We start from the raw sequence: 17,515 nt of genomic DNA, 5'->3' as shown, positions 1-17,515 counted from the left end.
CCATAGTCATTAACTACCTGAAATGGGTCAGCATATGCATCGACTAACTGTCACATTGGTCGATTCTGGGGGTGCTGGAACAGGTCGAGCGGGCGCTACGACAGGCAGTGGACGGCGTAGCCACGCGACACGTCGACGCGTCTGGAGCAATCTCGCGGCCGACAGAGACCGACTGCATTGTCATCCCCGACAGTTCCGAAGTCGACGGTCTGGAGCACGTTCGGGCCGTTCGCGAGCGGGTCGACTCGGCCGCGGTCGTCGTCGTCGCCATCGACGCAAGCGACGGGTTCGCTCGCGACGCGAAAGCCGCGGGTGCGGACGACGTGATCTGTATCCCGTCCGATGAGTCTGCGGACGAACTGTTCCCGGGCGCCGTCGCCGAACGGATCCGCCACGCCGCCGATAGGACCGATCCGTTCGCCGACGACGCGGCTTTGCTGGACGACCTCCTCGACAACATTCCCCATCGGGTGTTTATCAAGAACGAGTACGGCCGGTTCGCGGCGGTCAGCGGCGCGAAGGCGAACCATTACGGCCTCACCCGCGAGGATGTGGTCGGACTCTCCGACTTCGAACTCAACCCGGAGATGGGCGCTGAACTCCGCGAGCAGGAAGTCGAGATCATGGAGACCGGCGAGCCAGTCGTGAACGAGGTCGATGGCTACGTCGACGACGACGGCCGAAACCGATGGGTAAGCACGACGAAAGCGCCCCGCCGCGACGAGACGGGCGATGTCGTCGGGATCGTCGGCTCGACCCGGGACGTGACCGCACAGCGCCGGCACGAGGAGATGCTCAATGCGCTGCACACTGCTAGTAGGGATCTCGTCGCCGCCGAAAGCAGCACCGAGATCGTCGACGTTGCAACAAACATTGCCGAGGACGTCCCCGATATGCCGACCGTAGTGGTCGCGGTCGCAGAGGACGAGGGACTCACGTTCGAGGCTGCCTGCGAGCTGGACTGTGACTGTTACGGCCAGTGCGAACCGACGCTGGAGACTAGCTACGAGACGGAGGTCCCGATTGCGGTACTCGAAGATGGCGACCGCCGACGGTACGATGCCGTCTCGGAGGACAGTACCCCGACCTGTGTCGCCTTTCCGCTCGGCGACCACGGAGCGCTCGGCGTTGTCGATATGGATGATCTCCTCACCGACTCGGCCCTCGAACTGCGGAGGTGTTTGCGGCGAACTTCCGGACCGCACTCGACAGCGCCGCCCGGAAAGAACGGCTCGCGAGCCAGAACGAGCGCCTGGAGGAGTTCGCCGGAATCGTCTCGCACGATCTCCGGAACCCGCTGTCGATCGCGCAGGGCTACCTCGAACTGATCGAGGGCAACCCCGAAATCGTCGGCGAGATCGATGCCGCGCTCGAACGGATCGAATGCATGAGCGACGATCTGCTGACGCTGGCGCGCGACGGCGAGATCGTCGGCGAGGTCGAATCGGAGCGTATTGCGGACGCCGCCGCCGACGCCTGGGACTCGATCGAGACGGACGAAGCGACGCTTGCGGTCTCCCAGGCTGTCGGAACGATCGATGCCGACCGCGATCGACTCGTCGAACTGCTTGAGAACCTCTTTTCGAACGCTGTGGAACATGGCTCCACAAGCCCTGCTTCGCACACTCAGCAGGACGCCGTGGAACACGCCACGTCCGGAGACGAGCGGATCCGCGTCCGGGTGGGACCGCTCGACGACGGCTTCTACGTCGCCGACGATGGGCAGGGGATCCCGGACGAGGTGAAATCGGCCGTCTTCGATCGCGGGTTTACGACCGCCGAGGACGGCACCGGCCTCGGGCTTCGCATCGTCGATGTGATGGCCGACGCTCACGACTGGACGATCGACCTCGTCGATAGCGAGTCGGGCGGCGCTCGGTTCGAGATCCGGGCGGAGTAGCGGTTCGTACTTATTCGAGATGCTGGAGAACGCCGTGGAACACAGTTCCACGAGCCCTCATCATTCCGGATGATCGAGGATGCGGTAAAACACGGTTCTACGAGCTCTCGATCACTCCAGATGATCGAGAACGCCCTCAGTATCCCCCGGCACCGGTTCGGGAGTGCCTCCGGCCGCGGCGGCCGCTTCGGGGTCTTTCAGCAGGTGGCCGGTCGTCAGACAGACGACGTTCTCATCGCTGCCGACCACGTCCTGCTCGCGGAGTTTGCGGAGTCCGGCAATCGACGCCGCGCTCGCGGGTTCGACGCCGACGCCCTCCTCGGCGAGCGAGCGCTGAGCGTCGGTAATCTCGTCGTCGGAGACGGCGACTGCGGTGCCGCCGGTCTCGCTGATCGCAGGCAGGGCCTTCGGCGCGTTGACTGGGTTGCCGATCCGGATCGCGGTGGCGCGCGTCTCGACGGTCTCCCAACGGCGGATCTCGTCGTTGCCCTCCTCGACCGCTTCGACCATCGGTGCGGCCCCCTCGGCCTGGACGCCGGTGAGTTTGGGTACCTCGCTCTCGTCGAGCGCGCCCGACTGGACGAGTTCGCGAAACGCCTTGTAGAGCGCGCTGGTGTTGCCGGCGTTGCCGACCGGGAGGACGATCCGGTCAGGGTAGTCGCCGGTCCGGTCCTGGCACTGTTCGAGTATCTCCAGACCGATCGTCTTCTGACCCTCCAGTCGGAAGGGGTTCAGCGAGTTCAGCAGGTAGACGTGCCCGCTCGTCGCGAGGTCCTGCACGATGTCGAGGCAGGTGTCGAAGTTGCCGTCGACTTCGAGGATGCGCGCCCCGTGGAGGCTGGCCTGGGCGACCTTCCCCGCGGCGACTTTGCCGGCGGGGAGCAGGACGAGCGTCTCCATAGCCGAGCGTGCGCCGTAGGCCGACAGCGCGGCGCTGGTGTTCCCCGTCGAAGCACACGCGAGTCGGTCGACGCCGAGGCGACTGGCAACCTGTACGCCGACGGTCATCCCGCGGTCCTTGAAACTGCCCGTCGGGTTCATCCCCTCGTGTTTCACGTGGAGATGCTCGACGCCGGTCTCGGCTTCCAGATCGGGCACCTGGTATAGCGGGGTGTTGCCCTCCTGAATCGTCACGCCCATATCGACGGGTAAGGCGTCGTCGTACCGCCAGACGCCGGTGCCCTCGAAATCCTCGAAGGTCGGGAGATCGGCGTAACGGACTTCCAGTAGCCCGTCACATTCCGGACAGGTGAACAGGACGTCATCGAACGGCGCGAGGGTGTGATCGCAGTTGATGCAGGACAGCCAGACGCCGTCCTCGGCCTCCGGCGGCGCGTCGGCCGCCGGCGCGTCGAGTTTCATACTCATTACGCGTGTGATAGCACCCCACCGGGAAAAGCGACGCGGGTTCCGCGGCGATTGGTCGGGTCGTCGAGACGAAAGGTATAGCATCGTCGCTGTCCGATTCCCCCGTATGACCAGCGAACAGCGGGAGCGTCGGTTCGATCATCAGGAGATCGAACCGAAGTGGCAACGCACCTGGGACGAGTCGGGCGTGTTCCGGATCGACGACGACGCCGCGGATCCGGAGTACGTCCTCGCGATGTTTCCCTACACTTCCGGGAACCTCCACATGGGCCACGTCCGGAACTACACGATCACGGACGCCTTCGCCCGGTTCGAGCGGATGCAGGGCGAGAACGTACTCCACCCGATCGGCTGGGACTCCTTCGGCCTGCCCGCCGAGAACGCCGCCGAGGAGCGGGATACGAACCCCCGCGAGTGGACGATGCAGTGTATCGACTCGATGAAAGAACAGCTTACCCGGATGGGCTTTAGCTACGACTGGGAGCGCGAGATCACCACCTGCGAGCCGGAGTACTACCAGTGGAACCAGTGGCTGTTCAAACGCTTCCGCGAGGAAGGACTCGTCGAGCGTCAGGGTGCCGAACTGAACTGGTGTCCCGACTGCGAGACGGTGCTGGCCGACGAGCAGGTCGAAGGCGACGAGGAACTCTGCTGGCGGTGTGGCACGCCGATCGAGCAACGCGAGATGGACCAGTGGTTCTTCACGATCACCGACTACGCCGACGAACTGCTGGAGTCGCTCGACGACCTGGACGGCTGGCCGAACAACGTCCGGGAGATGCAGCGCAACTGGATCGGCCGCCAGGAGGGCGCATCGGTCGAGTTCGAACTCCCCAACTACGGCGACGTCGAGATATTCACGACGCGGCTGGACACGGTCTACGGGGCGACGTTCTTCTCGCTATCGCCCGGCCACCCCGTCGCGGCGGAGATCGCCGAGGAGAACGACGCGGTCGCCGAGTACATCGACCGCGTCGAACAGAGCGACGAGGTCGAGGAGACCTCCGGCGTGTTCACCGGCGAGCACGCGATCAACCCCGCGACCGGGGAGGAGATTCCCGTCTACGTCGCCGATTACGTCCTCGACGACGTCGGGACCGGCGCGCTGTACGCCGTCCCCGCGCACGACGACCGGGACCACGCCTTCGCCGAGAAACACGACATCCCGATCGTGCAGGTCGTCGAACCGACCGAGGACGCGGATGTCGACCCCGAAGACGTCGACGTGCAGGAGGAAGCCTACACCGAGGACGGCCTGCTCGTCAACAGCGGCGAGTTCGACGGCCTCGACAGCGCCACCGCGCGGGACCGCTTCGTCGAGGCCTTCGACGGCGAAGACCGCACCGACTACCGCCTGCGTGACTGGGGTATCTCCCGACAGCGCTACTGGGGGACGCCGATCCCGATGATCCACTGTCGCGAGTGTGGGAACGTCCCCGTCCCCGACGAGGATCTGCCGGTCGAACTGCCGGAGTTCGTCCACACGACGGGCAATCCGCTCGACGCCGCCGAGGAGTGGAAACACGTCGACTGTCCCGAGTGTGGCGGCGACGCAGTCCGCGAAACGGACACGATGGACACTTTCGTCGACTCCTCGTGGTACTTCCTGCGGTACACCTCGCCGGAGCTGGAGGACGCGCCGTTCGACACCGCACGGGCCAGCGACTGGATGCCGGTCGACCAGTACGTCGGCGGCATCGAACACGCGGTCATGCACCTGCTGTACGCGCGCTTCTTCACGAAGGTCCTCGACGATATCGACCTCGTCGAGGGCGTCCGCGAGCCGTTCACCAACCTGATGAACCAGGGGATGGTGCTCGGCGAGGACGGCTACAAGATGTCCAAGAGCCGTGGCAACGGCGTCTCGCCACAGCGCATCATCGAGGAGTACGGGGCCGACACGGCACGGCTGTTCATCATGGAGGCCGCCCAGCCTGAGAAGGAGTTCGCCTGGAGCCCTGAGGGCGTCAAGTCCGCGAACGACTTCCTCCAGAACGTCTACGACCTGACCGACGCCTACGCCGAGGGTGGAGTTCCCGATGGTGAGGCCGACCGAGTCGCCGACTACGTCGACCGAGAAATCGCCGCGACCGCGGCGACTGCTACCGAGGAGTTCGACAACATGCGGTTTAACCACGCGCTTCAGGCGGTTCGCGAACTCGTCTCCCTCTTGCGCCGGTACGCCGAGCAGACCGACCCCGACTCAGATACCTACGAGCGTGGACTGGTCACGGTGGCGAAACTGCTCGCGCCGGTCGCTCCCCACGTCGCCGAGGAGTGTTGGGAGCGCCTCGGCAACGAGAGCCTCATCGCCGAGGCCGACTGGCCGAGCGCCGACGCACCCGCCGACTACGAGGTCGAGCGTCGGCTGATCGAGAACACCCGCGAGGACGTCCGCGACATCGTCGAGGTCGCCGGCATCGAGGATCCCGAACTGATCGAAATCGCCGTCGCCCCCGACTGGAAACACCGCGCCCTCGACATCGCGATGGACGCCGACGACGACGTCGTCGGGACGATCATGCGTGACGAGGAACTGCGCCAGCAGGGCGAGGACGCCGCCGACTTCGCGAAGGATCTGGCCGCAAGCGCCCAGTCGCTCGACGAGCAACTCCTGCCCGAGCGCGAACGCGAGGCGCTCCGGCGTGCGACGTGGCTGCTCGACCGCGAGTTCGACGCCAACGTTGCGGTGCTCAGCGCCGCGGAAGCGCCGGAGGATCTCGTCTCGAAAGCCGAACCCGGACGGCCGGCGATCAACATCGAAGAGTAACGTCGGCGTCGAGCACCCGTCCTTATTTCGGCTCGTGCTGATGCTATCCTATGAGTGCTGAGGATGCCGACGACGAGCCGTCCGTCCCGGAGAAAGTACTGCGCACCGTCACGCCCGGCGTGACCGGGAAGCGAAACATCGAGATGGACGCCCTCGGCTGGGGGATTCTGGTCGGGATGCTCATCCTGCTGGTGCCGTTGCTCCCCTTCATCATCATCGTCTGGTTGCTCACGAAGGTCTTCGACTTCGTGGCGCGGGCCAGGGGAGTGAGTCTTACACCAGCTCGAAGCCGTAGCCGTCGCCGTTCTCGCGGGCCTGCTCGTAGGTGACGTGAGCGGCGGCGACGTCCTGGATCGCCAGTCCGGTCGAGTCGAAGACCGTCACGCCGTCGTCGGCCAGCCGGGCGTCCCGCTCGCCGATCACGATGTCGCCGAGTTCGCCGTGGAGGTCCTCGTCGCCCAGCACGCCCGCGCTCCAGGGAACGTTGATCTCGCCCGAGTGGGTGCACTGCTCGTAGTCGTCGATGACCAGTTTGGCGGCCAGGAGCACGTCGTCCTCGATTTCGTGCTTGCCGGCCGCATCGGCCCCGATGGCGTTGACGTGGGTGTGGGTCGCGAGGTCGTCGGGGCCGACGACCGGTTCCTCGACCGGTGTCACCGTCGAGAGCACGTCACAGTGCCCCGCCTCGCTGATCGACCCGGCACGCACGTCGAAGCGCTCGGAGAAGGTATCGACGAACCGCTCGACGCGCTCCTCGTCGACGTCGCTGACGACGACCTCCTCGATCGGTCGGATCCGTGAGATGGCTTCTAACTGCGTGTACGACTGGACGCCAGCGCCGACCAGTCCGAGGCTCGTGGCGTCCTCGACGGCGAGATGGTCGGTCGCGACGGCTGCTGCCGCGCCGGTGCGTTTCTCGGTGAGCACCGTCCCATCCATGATAGAGAGGGGATAGGCCGTCTCGGGATTGGAGTAGACGAGCGTTCCGAGCACGGTCGGCAGGTCGTGATCCTCAGGATTGTCGGGGTGGACGTTCACCCACTTGATCGCGGCGGCGTCCCACTCGCCCGCATCCATGTAGGCGGGCATCGAGCGGAAGTCGCCGTTGTACTGCGGGAGATCGATGTAGGATTTGGCGGGCATCTGCACGTCGCCGCGGGCGTAGGCGGCAAAGGCCTGTTCGACGGCGTCTACTACGGCTGCTAACTGCGCGTTCGCTTCGACGTCATCGCCGTTCAGCAGTAACGTCTCCATGTCCGGATAGTTTCGCGGGCGGGACTTAATATCTGGTTCCGGTTGGCGGCCGCGGCGCTCTCGAACTGAAACAAAGAGAAAACGTGGTCGATTCGATATTTATCCGGCAGTCGTCTCGCGGCGGTGCCGCTCGACTGTTCGAGGCGACGTGGTCGCCTCGCTTACATCGCGCCGCCCATGCCACCCATGCCGCCCATGCCACCCATGCCGCCGGGTGCGCCGCCGGGGCCGCCTGCGGGCTCGTCGTCGCCCTGATCCGTGCCGCCGCCCTTGAGGTCGCCTGCTGCGATCACGTCGTCGATTCGCAGGATCATCACAGCCGCTTCGGTTGCGGACTCGATGGCCTGGGTCTTGACGCGGAGCGGCTCGACGACGCCTTCCGCTTCCATGTCGATGACGTCTCCGGTGTAGGCGTCGAGGCCGGCCGTGCTGTTGCCCTTGTCGTGCTCGCTACGGAGCTGGACGAGGGAGTCGATGGGGTCGAGGCCTGCGTTCTCGGCGAGCGTGCGTGGGCCGACTTCCAGCGCGTCGGCGAAGGCTTCGACTGCGAGCTGTTCGCGCCCCCGACGGAGTCTGCGAACTGGCGCAGTTCGAGAGCGAGTTCGGTCTCGGGAGCACCGCCGCCGGGCAGGACCTGACCGTCCTCCAGGGTGACGCCCACGACGCCGAGGCTGTCCTCGATTGCGCGCTCGACTTCGTCAACCACGTGCTCGGTGCCACCACGGAGCAGGAGGGAGACGGACTTTGCTTCTTCGACGTCCTCGACGAGGATCTGCTGGCTGCCGCCGACGTCCTGCTGCGAGACGCTGCCGGCGAAGCCGAGGTCGTCTTCCTCGATGTCGGAGACGTTGCCGACCGTGCGTGCGCCGGTCGAGCGTGCGATCTTCTCTGCGTCGGAGGATTTGACACGGCGGGCCGCGAGGATGCCCTCCTGGGCGAGATAGTGCTGTGCCATGTCGTCGATACCGTCCTCGACGAAGGCGACGTCGACGCCAGCGTCGACGAGGTCGTCGACCATTTCGCGGAGCTGGGCTTCCTCCTGATCGAGGAACTCCTGAAGCTGGTCGGGGTCGGTGACGTTGACTTCGGCGTCGATTTCGGTCTCTTTGACTTCCAGCGCGTCGTCGATGACGGCCACGTTGGCGTCCTCGACGAGGTACGGCATGTTCTCGTGAACGCGGTCCTTGTCGATCAGGACGCCTTCGACGAGTTCGGACTCCTCGACTGCGCTACCGACGATCTTCTCGACTTTGATGTTGTCGGTGTCGACGGTGCCGTCGTCCTCGGCAACGTTGCTGACTGCGCGCACGACGAGATTGGCGAGGTGATCTTTCGCGTTCTCTGCGCCCTTGCCGGTCATCGCGGTCGCGGCAATCGCTCGGAGGCTCTCGGTGTCGTCGGCGTCGACCTCGATGGCGATGTTCTCGAGGATCGACTTTGCCTCTTCCGCGGCCTGTCGGTACCCCTGGGCGAGGGTGGTCGCGTGAATGTCCTGGTCGAGGAGGTCCTCGGCCTGCTTGAGGAGTTCACCGGCGACGACGACCGCGGAGGTCGTACCGTCGCCGACTTCGTCTTCCTGCGTCTCGGCGACTTCGACAATCATGTTTGCCGCCGGGTGTTCGATGTCCATCTCCTTGAGGATCGTAACGCCGTCGTTCGTCACGACGACGTTCCCCGTGGAGTCGACGAGCATCTTGTCCATGCCTTTCGGGCCGAGCGTCGTCCGGACGGACTCGGCGACGGCCTTGCCGGCTGTGATGTTCATCGACTGTGCGTCCTTTCCTGAGGTGCGCTGGCTCTCCTCGGAAAGTACAATCATTGGCTGGTTGCCCATCTGCTGCGCCATAACAACAAAGAGTTGATTGCCATTCTATATAAACCTTTTGCTACTATGATAGAGATCGTCCGACAGTAGCGCCCCGGTATGTGTTAGTAGTTGTCAATGAATGCTATTTATATATTAGAAACCACCCGTGGTGCCGGGCAGTGGCTCGAAACGGGCCGACGGTTTCGTCGTTTACTCGCTGTTTTGCTGCTCGGGTGCCTGAAGACCGCTCGCCGAGACGAGTTGCTGTACGGTGTCGAGATTCAGAGCGGCGATCAGCTCCTCGGCGTCGCCGTCCGCACGGACTGCCCCTGCTCGTGGGTACTCCTCGAGGATCTCGATCGACGATTCGGCCTGTACCTCCGTCTTCATCGCCGCGATCTGTTCTTCGATGAACGTTATGATCTCGCCCTGACGCTCCTGGAGTCGTCGCTGGACCTCCTGTTGTGCCTCGTCTTCTGCGAGTTCGCCGTCCTCGACTTCCTGCTGAACTGCTTGTTGTACCTCCTGCTGGATCTCTACCTGAAGCGTCTGGAGTTCCTCTTGATCGATGCTGGCAACGATGCCGACACCGTCCACCTCGTCGCTTCCATCCCCGTCATCGTCGAGTCCCAACTGCTCGGTACAGCCTGCAAGTAGCGCTGTCCCGCCGATACCCGCTCCCTGTAGAAACCGTCGTCGGCCCGCCTCGAAGTTGTCGACCATTCGCTCCTGCTAGCCGCCGGGTGGGGTTAACGCCTGTGGATGCGTCTGGACGACTTCAGAATCCCGGATCGGCAAAAACTGCTGGAGGATGTCAACCGGTGTACTGGTGGTAGTCCATCCCCTGGCGCTTGAGTTCGTTGTGCTTGCGTTCGAGGAACGAGTAGACGGAGCCGTGCGGTGCACCCTCGATGATCATCTCGGCGGCCTCGCGGACGGCCTCCACTTCGTGTGGCGTGCCGATGGTCGCGAGCGTCGAACCGTAGATGACGACTGCCGCACCGGTCAACTCTTCCATCAGTTCCCGGGTCCGGCCGTTTTCGCCGATCAGTCGGCCCTTCTGTCGTTTGAGATCGTTCTTGTTACGCGTAGCGGCACCGATGTCGATGATATCGAGCATCATCATCTCGTCGTTGAGCAGTGCCATCGCGTCGTCGGGCGCAAAGCCGCGGCCGATCGCGCGAACGATGTCCGGCCCTTTGAGCGCGGTCACCGGATCTCCCGTCTTTTCGATGCCGACAGAGCCGTTCTCGGAGTCGACATCGAGTCGAACTTCAGCCCGCCGTTCGATCTCGCGTAGCGTCTCACCCCTTCGCCGATCAGCGCACCGATCCTGTCCTGCGGAATCTTCACGTGTTGCATGGGTAGCGGTAGTAGTTCGACCTGTAAAAGCTTTCTCCGGCACGCCGTGGCGTGGGGCCATGACGGTCGTAACCTCCATATCGTCGCTTGCCGAACGGTTCCGCGTGGAGTTCGAACTCGGCAGCGCCGATACAGACGACGTACTCGCGGTTCGGTCTCTCCTCGATGCGGCCCTCCTCGACGTCGAGGGGATCGAGAGCCGGATCGAGAGTGGCGACGTCCTGACGGCCAGTGCTGACGGCCGCATCGTCGGCGTCATCGTCCTCGATCCCGCTGCGGACGCGACACACATCGCCGGAATCGCAGTCCAGCGACGGCGACGCGGAAACGGGATCGGGGTGCCCTCGTCAGGGCGGCTACCGACCGCGGTCGACTCACCGCCGAGTTCGACGAACGGGTCCTGCCGTTCTACGAATCGCTCGGGTTCGCCATCGATCCGACCGGGGGGACGGCCGCTACCGGGGCGTCCTCGACACGGCGTGACGGTACGGGCGACCGTCAATCGACCTTCGATACTCGCCAGCCTGTCAGTCCCGGCGACAGCGCGGCCGTCTGAGCGTTGAGGGGCGGAGCGTCCGCCCGAACCGCAGGTCGGTGCCGACGATTAGTCCTCGATCAGTTGCTCCTTCTCGCTACGGCTCAGTTGCTTGATCTCGTACTCCCGGGACATCGCCGCGGCCTTCGTCTCGTACTCCTCGGTATGCACCAGCTCGACGGGTGTTCGACCCCTGGTATACTTCGCGCCAGCGCCGCTGTCGTGTTCGTTTACGCGCCGCTCGACGTCCGTGGTGTATCCCGTGTAGAGCGTCTCGTCGGCACATTCGAGCACGTAGACGTAGTGGGTACTCATCAGTCATCAGTCAATCTCTACAACGCTAAAGGCTCCGCGTGGTGATCACCGCGCTGGACTTCCCGGAACGGAACTTACGCCTGCTGAGCGCGGAGGCGCGCTGCCTCTGCAATCCCAGCATTTGCCGAACAGCTCGGACACGCAAAGATCCGTCCGTATTCGTCAGCGAAGACGCGCTCGAAACGCTCGGAGACGTGCGCGTTACAGTGGTCACACGTGGGCATTGGGCACAACCGGCACGGATAGTACCGGCATTAAACGATACGGACTCTCGTGGTAAATATCTTTCTAAACCACCACCGTTCTCTTTTGTAAACGGAAAGTTTGTTTTCAGAGTTGTAAAACCCGGGCGGATTGGCGGGCGAGCGAGAGTCCGTCGCCGACGTCGTCCTTTCGCGCACCCTGCGGCATGCGGGCGGCGTAAGAACCGCTCTGGGACGCTCCGGAGCGTCTCATCCGACGCCCGTTCACCCCGTCAACGCCACTGCGGGTCAGGGCCAACTCGGCTCGGAACGATTGATTTCTCCCGCAACGCCTTTTTCTCCGGATAATCGTTGTGGATTAATAATGCGACCTGGTGCTGGACGCCCGTGAGAGCCCCGCTCACCGGACGATTTGAGAACGCTTATAAAGCGGGATTTTCAATCTGACTTCGTATGGCAGATCTAATTGTCAAAGCGGCCGTGAAGGAAGCGCTCGACGACAAGAACGTTGCATCGGACTTCTACGAAGCACTCGACGAGGAAGTCGACGAACTTCTCGAAGACGCCGCAGCACGTGCCGAAGCCAACGACCGGAAGACGGTCCAGCCCCGCGACCTGTAAGCCGGTTTCTTACTCTTCGATTTTTTATGATCGCTCTTCCAGCGCCAGCGCCCTACAGTCGCTCGACCGTCACGTCCTCTGCCGTCCCCACGTGTACCTCGTCGGCGAGGTCGACGAACAGTCCGTGCTCGACGATGCCGGGTATCGTCGCCAGTCGCTCCGCGAGCGTCCCGGGCGCGTCTATCGTCCCGAACTCGCAGTCGAGCACGACGTTCCCGTTGTCAGTGACGACCGGGCCGTCCTTTCGTTCCGCCGTTCGGAGCGACGACTCGCCACCTGCTCCCGCAGTCGGCGTTCGACGACCGGTCGTGCTGCCGGCAACACTTCGACGGGGACCGCGTGATCAAGCGACTCCACTTGCTTGCTCGGATCGGCGACTACGAGAAAGCGGTCGGCCGCCGCATCGACAATTTTCTCGCGGGCATGAGCGGCCCCGCCGCCTTTGATCAACTGTCCGTCCGCGATCTGGTCCGCGCCGTCGATCGCGAGATCGACGCCCCCACCTCGTCGAGGTCGACGACGGGAACTCCTCTTCGATGGCTAGCTGTCTGGACTGGAACGAGGTGGGTACGCCTACGACATCGAGTCCGTCGTCGACGGCCGCCCCGATTGCCCGGATCGCATGGGCAGCGGTGCTCCCGGTGCCAAGTCCGACGACCATCCCGTCCTCGACGGCTGTCGCCGCGTGCTCCCCGGCGCGACGTTTCGCCTCGGTGGATCCGCCCGTGGTTTTCATACCGGACTCTGTGCAGGCAGGCGGCAAAAACGTTGGACATCCGGCCGGTCTCTTCCGGTGCCCATGGCGAACTGACGACACGTACCGCTCCCGACGGGGTGTGTCGTACTGGCTCCTGCCCCCGTCGGGCCTTCGTTCAGGACATGGCCAGCCGTCGCCGCGCTATCGTTTATAAACCCTCGGCGTGGATACCTCAGTCGTCGGCGAGCAGTCTCTCGATCTCGTCGGCCAGTCGTTTCGCCTCGGTGACGTGCTCGTCCGCCGCCGGGTCGTCGACTCCGCCGATCTCCGAGAGCAGGCGCTCGACGTGGCCGATCCGGTCTCCGATCACGTCGGTCGAAACGTCGCTCCCGGCGACATCGCCCGCGACGGCTTCGGCCTCCCCGATCCAGCGGCTTGCTTCGCGGTCGACCGGGCGCTCGGCAGTCGCTTCGAGGTGCGCGTAGAGGTCGTCGACGAGGTCGTGAACGCTCCCGGTCATTCGAGGCGGTCGAGTACCTCGTCGGAATCGTAGGCGAGCGAGAGCGCGCGCGAGCGGCCGCGCCCTTCTATCTCGGCGTACTCGGTCTCGACGATGCCCAGTTTTTCGAGTTTGTTGACGATTTCGGAGTAGCGCGTGTAGCCCAGATCGGTTCGGTCGTGGAACGCATCGTACACGTCGCCAGCCTGCTCGCCGTCGTTCTCCGCGACGACCTCGACGAGCGTCTGCTCGTTCTCGGTCAGGTTCCCGAGGTTTCGCGAGAGATGGACGTATTTGGACTTCTCGTAGGCGTCCTCGGCGTCCTGAACGTTGATCGTCCGGCTGGCGCGCATCTCGGCGTTCAGTCCCGCGCGCCGGAGCAGATCGATGCCCACGCGCAGATCGCCGCTGTTGGCCGTAAGCTCGGCGACGCGTTCGAGCACGTCCGTCGTAACGACGTTCTCGTGAAAGCCCCGCTTGGCGCGCTCTCCGAGAATGTCGAGGATCTCGCTCTCGCCGTAGCGGTTGAAATACACTTCTTCGGGCCGGAACACGCTCTGAACGCGTGTATCGAGTTCGTCGATGACGTCGAGATCGGGATCCGAGGAGATGACGATCACACCGATCTTCGCGCCGGTGTGTTCCTCGTGTGCCCGCAGTAGCGAGTACAGCGTGTCGGAGGCCTCGTTCTCGTAGAACAGGTAGTTCACGTCGTCGAGCGCGACGACGAGCACTTCCTCGTCCTCGACGAGTTGGTCCGTGATCTGGTTGAACAGTTTCTTGAACGAGATGCCGCTCGTCGGTGGCTCGTAGTCGAAGACACCCTCGAACAGGCGCGAGAAGACGGAGTACCGGGTGCCGTTGACCTGGCAGTTCACGCGGATCGTCTTGACGTCCGTCTGCGCGCGCAGTTCGGTGAACAGTTTCTGGACGGCGGTGGTTTTTCCGGTGCCCGGCGGCCCCCGTATCATCGCGTTGAGTGGACGAGAGCCACGCACCGCGGGACGGAGCGCGTACTTGAGACTCTCCATCTGGCTCCCGCGGTGTTTGAACGTCTCCGGAACGTAGTCGATCTCGAAGACGTGCTCGTCCCGGAACACCGTCTCGTCCCAGGACAACATGCCGTCTTCGGGATCGTCGCTCATTACTTTCACCACGCTCCCCAACCCACTTAATCCTTCGGCAGTCACGCGTCAGACGGCGGTTTCGGCCACTCTATCAGTTGAGCGCACTGATGCGCACGTCGCCGGTGCTCGACCGGACAGAGAGCCTGTGGGCCCCCGCACCGAGCGTTCCCTCGAACCGGCCCGACCCCGGACGACGTCCTCGAACTCGAGACCGGACCGATCCACGTCGCCGGTGCTGGTGTCGGCGTCGGCAGTGACGTCCAGATCCGCCGATAGCGAGATGCTGATGTCGCCCGTCTCGGTCGTGATCGAGACGTCCCCGTCGAGCGACGGGAACGCGACGGTGACGTCGCCGGTATCGGTATCGACCTGCTGGAGTGTCGACCCGTTCTGGATCGTCACGTCCCCCGTATCGGACCTGATCTCGGTCGGCATCGCCGACTCCTCCATCTCCACCTCGCCGGTGTTCGTCCGGACGTCGACGCTCCCGTCGGCCACCCGGATATCCCCGGTATCGGTCTCGACGCTCGTCGGGTCGGGACCTGTTTCGGCGGTCAGATCGCCCGTGTTCGTGGAGAGACTGTCGATAGTAGAGGTAGCAGGCACTGTAACCTCCAGATCGAACTTCGGCGTCGAACCGAACAGCAACGTACCGGTATCGGCGTCGTTCTCGACGCGCAGGACGAGGCTCTCGCCGTCGCTGTCCGAATCGAGGCTGAGTTGGTCGAGTTCGTCCTCGTCGTTGGCGTGCTTTTCGCCCTCTACGAGAATGTCCTCGCGGTCCGTCCGCTCGACTCTCAGGTCACCGACGCATCCCTCGACCGTCAGATCGTTCGCTTCGTAGCTCCGCTCGAACGCTTCGGAGACGCCGCTGCCGATCGATATACAGCCGGAGATGGTTCCGATTGCCGCTGCGCCAGCGGTACCGAGGAGTGCTCGTCGGGATATTCGTCGTGTCATACGTCTTCGTACTGGTGGAATCCTCTTTAACACGGATTGCCAGTTACCGAGCCGGAAAGCCGGAGAAAATCTTTTAAACCCGCTTGGGGGCTCTCATCTCCCTCGTCGCTACTCGAACTTCTCAGCAGTTCGCCGTAGAACTCGCTGTCGCGCTCGCCAGCCAGTTTCTCGACGATGAGTTCCGGCGTCGAGCGCGCGAGGTGGTCCTTGACCGGCGAGCGGTTCACCTGCAGTTCGCCGTCGACCAGCCCCTCGGCCTCGATGCCGTCGACGGTCACGTCGAACGCCGTCGTCTCCCGAATCTCGCCGGCGAGGTGGGAGACGAACACCGCCGTTGCACCGTTCTCGTGGAGCGCTTCGAGGATGCCCGCAATGATCTTCGCGCTCGCGCCCGGTTCGGTGATGCTCTCGAGTTCGTCCACGAGGACGAGGCTGCCGTCGCCGCCCTCGGCGAGGCCGGCGAACTCCCGCACCGTGCTCTCGAACGCGCCGGCATCGAGGGTCCCCTGCGTCTTGGCGTGATAGTGCAGGTCCTCGAACCGGGCGACGTGGGCCGTCTCGGCGGGGATTGGCAGACCCATATGTGTGAGGATCACGACTGTGGCGACCAGATCGAGCGTCGACGTCTTCCCACCGCTGTTCACCCCGGAGAGCAGTGCGACCCCACCGATCTCGTAGTCGACGGGGTCGACGGCCTCGATCGGCACGTCGAGCAGGGGCGACCGGCCGCCATCGATGGCGATGCGCCCCTCGTCCCCGCCGAACTCGGGCATCGTACAGCCGAAATCGTCGGCAAAGCGCGCCACGGCGAGTTCGACGTCCAGTTCGAGCGCCGCCCGAACCAGGGCCTCGGCGGCCTCGCGCTCGTCCGCGAGGTCGCTCGCGAGTTCGCGTTTGAGTCGGGTGGCGCGGCGATCACGGGCCGTCTTGAGTTCCTCGCGCAGTCGCGAGATGGCTTCCTCGTTGCGCTCGACCGGAAACGCCGGGTCGTCGCCGAACGCGCGGCGGGCGATCTCCGCTTCGCCGCTGTCGAGGTCGAGCGAGTCGACCAGTTCTTCGCGTGCGGCCGTCACCGCGGCGGCGTACTCGTCCGCCAACTCCCGGGACAGCAGGGAGTCGACGCCTGCACCCTGTTCGACCAGCGAGAGCAGATCCGACCCCTCGACGGTGACGTCCTGCTCGCGGATCGACTTGCGGAGGTGATCGTTTGCGACGCTCTCGGCTGTCGAGACGGCGGCGTCGAGGTCGTCGACCGCAACCGTGAGCCGGTCGAGTTCGTCGTCGCCAGCGACAGCACCGTCCGCATCCAGACGGTCGAGTGCCGCCTCCAGCGCGTCGAGATCACACGATGGCTCCAGATCTGTTCGGCGGTGGACGCGGATCGCGGCGCGCAGTCGGTCGCGGTTCGCCGCGAAAAACGCCAGTGGGCGTTCGGGAACGACCTCGCTTGGCTTGCCGAGCGCGTTCGGTTCGACGCGGACGTCACCCTCGACGTCGATGCCGGCAAACGCCTCGTCGAGCGCGATTACCGTCGAGTACCCCCGCGCGAGTTCGGCGAGTCCGCGGGTGTCCTCGACGACTTCGACGCTCAACTCGGGGATCGTGTCCGTCGCCTCTCGATACCGTTCGGCGTCGGTCGTCGCCAGACAGCGGTCCCGTACCCGGACATCGTTCGGTTCGTCGAGTGGTTCGACGTCCTTGAGCGCCGCCAGCGCGTCCGCGTCGACCTCGCGGGCTATCGCCTCGCGGGTGAAGGCTCGCACCTCTTCGACGCGGCTTCGCGCGCTGGTCGGGAAGAGGGTCTCCAGTCTGCTCTCCGCGTACTCGGTGACCGTCCGCTCCTGGAGCAAGCCGAGCACCTCGCGGTAGACCTCCCGTGCCCGATCAGTCGCCAGAAACTCGCCGTTGTCGTCGTGTTCCCGGCGGATCGCTCCGCGTGCGATCCGGGCTGCGCGTCCCTGTGAAATCCCCGGGGCCGCCGAGAGCGCCGCGACGTCGCCAGCCTCCAGCGCTCGCTCTGGGTCGTCCAACTCGGCCAGTGCCGTGGCGGTCTTCTCGCCGACGCCCGGAATCGCCTCGAACTCCATTCACTCGCCA

The 17,515-nt window shown here is 64.5% G+C and carries 14 protein-coding genes and 3 pseudogenes; 6 read left to right on the top strand and 11 right to left on the bottom strand.

What is annotated here, in order from left to right; all coding sequences use genetic code 11:
- The first annotated feature begins 71 nt into the window (after positions 1–71).
- A complete protein-coding gene (locus ACFQH2_RS01605) occupies positions 72–1,328 on the top strand; it encodes a PAS domain-containing protein (protein ID WP_377076375.1) in 1,257 nt (418 codons plus the stop codon).
- Positions 1,253–1,900, top strand: a complete 648-nt coding sequence (locus tag ACFQH2_RS01600) for a sensor histidine kinase (RefSeq protein WP_377076959.1) — start codon at positions 1,253–1,255, stop codon at positions 1,898–1,900. Before ACFQH2_RS01605 ends, ACFQH2_RS01600 begins: the two co-directional genes overlap by 76 nt.
- Positions 1,901–2,011: 111 nt before the next feature.
- Here ACFQH2_RS01600 and thrC read toward each other — a convergent pair whose 3' ends face one another.
- On the bottom strand, positions 2,012–3,268 hold the full coding sequence (gene thrC / locus ACFQH2_RS01595; protein ID WP_377056181.1) for a threonine synthase: 1,257 nt from the start codon (positions 3,266–3,268) through the stop codon (positions 2,012–2,014).
- Positions 3,269–3,374: 106 nt separating this feature from the next.
- On the opposite strand from thrC, the gene leuS reads away from it, so the two are divergent.
- Both leuS and ACFQH2_RS01585 read left to right on the top strand, forming a co-directional pair.
- Positions 3,375–6,038, top strand: coding sequence for a leucine--tRNA ligase (leuS, locus tag ACFQH2_RS01590; protein WP_377056179.1), 2,664 nt, complete (start codon positions 3,375–3,377; stop codon positions 6,036–6,038).
- Positions 6,039–6,088: 50 nt separating this feature from the next.
- The gene (locus ACFQH2_RS01585) at positions 6,089–6,367 is read left to right on the top strand and encodes a DUF7535 family protein (protein WP_377076374.1); all 279 of its coding nucleotides are present in this window, start codon (positions 6,089–6,091) and stop codon (positions 6,365–6,367) included.
- On the opposite strand, the gene ACFQH2_RS01580 is transcribed toward ACFQH2_RS01585, so the two are convergent.
- The 4 genes and pseudogenes from ACFQH2_RS01580 to ACFQH2_RS01565 all read right to left on the bottom strand — a co-directional run bounded on the left by ACFQH2_RS01580 (position 6,312) and on the right by ACFQH2_RS01565 (position 10,461).
- On the bottom strand, positions 6,312–7,292 hold the full coding sequence (locus ACFQH2_RS01580) for an ornithine cyclodeaminase family protein (protein WP_377056175.1): 981 nt from the start codon (positions 7,290–7,292) through the stop codon (positions 6,312–6,314). The genes ACFQH2_RS01585 and ACFQH2_RS01580 overlap by 56 nt on opposite strands.
- Before the next feature lie 161 nt (positions 7,293–7,453).
- Positions 7,454–9,111 (bottom strand): annotated as a pseudogene (thsA, locus tag ACFQH2_RS01575) (thermosome subunit alpha).
- A gap of 198 nt (positions 9,112–9,309) precedes the next feature.
- Positions 9,310–9,822, bottom strand: coding sequence for a hypothetical protein (locus ACFQH2_RS01570; RefSeq protein WP_377056173.1), 513 nt, complete (start codon positions 9,820–9,822; stop codon positions 9,310–9,312).
- Positions 9,823–9,913: 91 nt separating this feature from the next.
- Positions 9,914–10,461: pseudogene (locus ACFQH2_RS01565) on the bottom strand (KH domain-containing protein).
- A gap of 59 nt (positions 10,462–10,520) precedes the next feature.
- Between ACFQH2_RS01565 and ACFQH2_RS01560 the strand changes: the two are divergent.
- Positions 10,521–11,024: a GNAT family N-acetyltransferase gene (locus ACFQH2_RS01560; RefSeq protein ID WP_377076373.1), complete on the top strand. Its 504-nt coding sequence runs from the start codon at positions 10,521–10,523 to the stop codon at positions 11,022–11,024.
- Positions 11,025–11,065: 41 nt separating this feature from the next.
- Here ACFQH2_RS01560 and ACFQH2_RS01555 read toward each other — a convergent pair whose 3' ends face one another.
- On the bottom strand, positions 11,066–11,311 hold the full coding sequence (locus tag ACFQH2_RS01555) for a GIY-YIG nuclease family protein (RefSeq protein ID WP_377056168.1): 246 nt from the start codon (positions 11,309–11,311) through the stop codon (positions 11,066–11,068).
- 656 nt (positions 11,312–11,967) lie between these two features.
- Here ACFQH2_RS01555 and ACFQH2_RS01550 point away from each other — a divergent pair.
- Positions 11,968–12,135: a DUF1931 family protein gene (locus ACFQH2_RS01550; RefSeq protein WP_238478301.1), complete on the top strand. Its 168-nt coding sequence runs from the start codon at positions 11,968–11,970 to the stop codon at positions 12,133–12,135.
- 52 nt (positions 12,136–12,187) lie between these two features.
- On the opposite strand, the pseudogene rpiA reads toward ACFQH2_RS01550, so the two are convergent.
- From rpiA to ACFQH2_RS01525, 5 genes and pseudogenes are all read right to left on the bottom strand, one after another.
- Positions 12,188–12,871: pseudogene (gene rpiA, locus ACFQH2_RS01545) on the bottom strand (ribose-5-phosphate isomerase RpiA).
- 193 nt (positions 12,872–13,064) lie between these two features.
- Positions 13,065–13,352, bottom strand: coding sequence for a hypothetical protein (locus ACFQH2_RS01540; protein WP_377056164.1), 288 nt, complete (start codon positions 13,350–13,352; stop codon positions 13,065–13,067).
- Positions 13,349–14,476 carry an ORC1-type DNA replication protein gene (locus tag ACFQH2_RS01535; RefSeq protein WP_377056162.1) on the bottom strand — a complete coding sequence of 376 codons (1,128 nt, stop codon included), beginning with the start codon at positions 14,474–14,476 and terminating at the stop codon, positions 13,349–13,351. The genes ACFQH2_RS01540 and ACFQH2_RS01535 overlap by 4 nt, the downstream gene beginning before the upstream one ends.
- A gap of 48 nt (positions 14,477–14,524) precedes the next feature.
- Positions 14,525–15,418 carry a DUF4097 family beta strand repeat-containing protein gene (locus ACFQH2_RS01530; RefSeq protein WP_377076372.1) on the bottom strand — a complete coding sequence of 298 codons (894 nt, stop codon included), beginning with the start codon at positions 15,416–15,418 and terminating at the stop codon, positions 14,525–14,527.
- Between the two features lie 26 nt (positions 15,419–15,444).
- A complete protein-coding gene (locus ACFQH2_RS01525) occupies positions 15,445–17,505 on the bottom strand; it encodes a MutS-related protein (protein WP_377076371.1) in 2,061 nt (686 codons plus the stop codon).
- Between the last annotated feature and the right edge of the window lie 10 nt (positions 17,506–17,515).

Source organism: Natronoarchaeum sp. GCM10025703, from assembly GCF_042661985.1.
In the GTDB taxonomy this organism is placed as follows: domain Archaea; phylum Halobacteriota; class Halobacteria; order Halobacteriales; family Natronoarchaeaceae; genus Natranaeroarchaeum.
This window is presented reverse-complemented; position numbering and strand designations above follow the sequence as displayed.

Coding starts and splice junctions, on each gene's coding strand:
- ACFQH2_RS01525 (WP_377076371.1), bottom strand. CDS start 17,505: ATGGAGTTCGAGGCGATTCCGGGCGTCGGCGAGAAGACCGCCACGGCA.
- ACFQH2_RS01580 (WP_377056175.1), bottom strand. CDS start 7,292: ATGGAGACGTTACTGCTGAACGGCGATGACGTCGAAGCGAACGCGCAG.
- thrC (WP_377056181.1), bottom strand. CDS start 3,268: ATGAGTATGAAACTCGACGCGCCGGCGGCCGACGCGCCGCCGGAGGCC.
- ACFQH2_RS01585 (WP_377076374.1), top strand. CDS start 6,089: ATGAGTGCTGAGGATGCCGACGACGAGCCGTCCGTCCCGGAGAAAGTA.
- ACFQH2_RS01530 (WP_377076372.1), bottom strand. CDS start 15,418: ATGACACGACGAATATCCCGACGAGCACTCCTCGGTACCGCTGGCGCA.
- ACFQH2_RS01535 (WP_377056162.1), bottom strand. CDS start 14,476: ATGAGCGACGATCCCGAAGACGGCATGTTGTCCTGGGACGAGACGGTG.
- ACFQH2_RS01555 (WP_377056168.1), bottom strand. CDS start 11,311: ATGAGTACCCACTACGTCTACGTGCTCGAATGTGCCGACGAGACGCTC.
- ACFQH2_RS01560 (WP_377076373.1), top strand. CDS start 10,521: ATGACGGTCGTAACCTCCATATCGTCGCTTGCCGAACGGTTCCGCGTG.
- ACFQH2_RS01570 (WP_377056173.1), bottom strand. CDS start 9,822: ATGGTCGACAACTTCGAGGCGGGCCGACGACGGTTTCTACAGGGAGCG.
- ACFQH2_RS01550 (WP_238478301.1), top strand. CDS start 11,968: ATGGCAGATCTAATTGTCAAAGCGGCCGTGAAGGAAGCGCTCGACGAC.
- leuS (WP_377056179.1), top strand. CDS start 3,375: ATGACCAGCGAACAGCGGGAGCGTCGGTTCGATCATCAGGAGATCGAA.
- ACFQH2_RS01540 (WP_377056164.1), bottom strand. CDS start 13,352: ATGACCGGGAGCGTTCACGACCTCGTCGACGACCTCTACGCGCACCTC.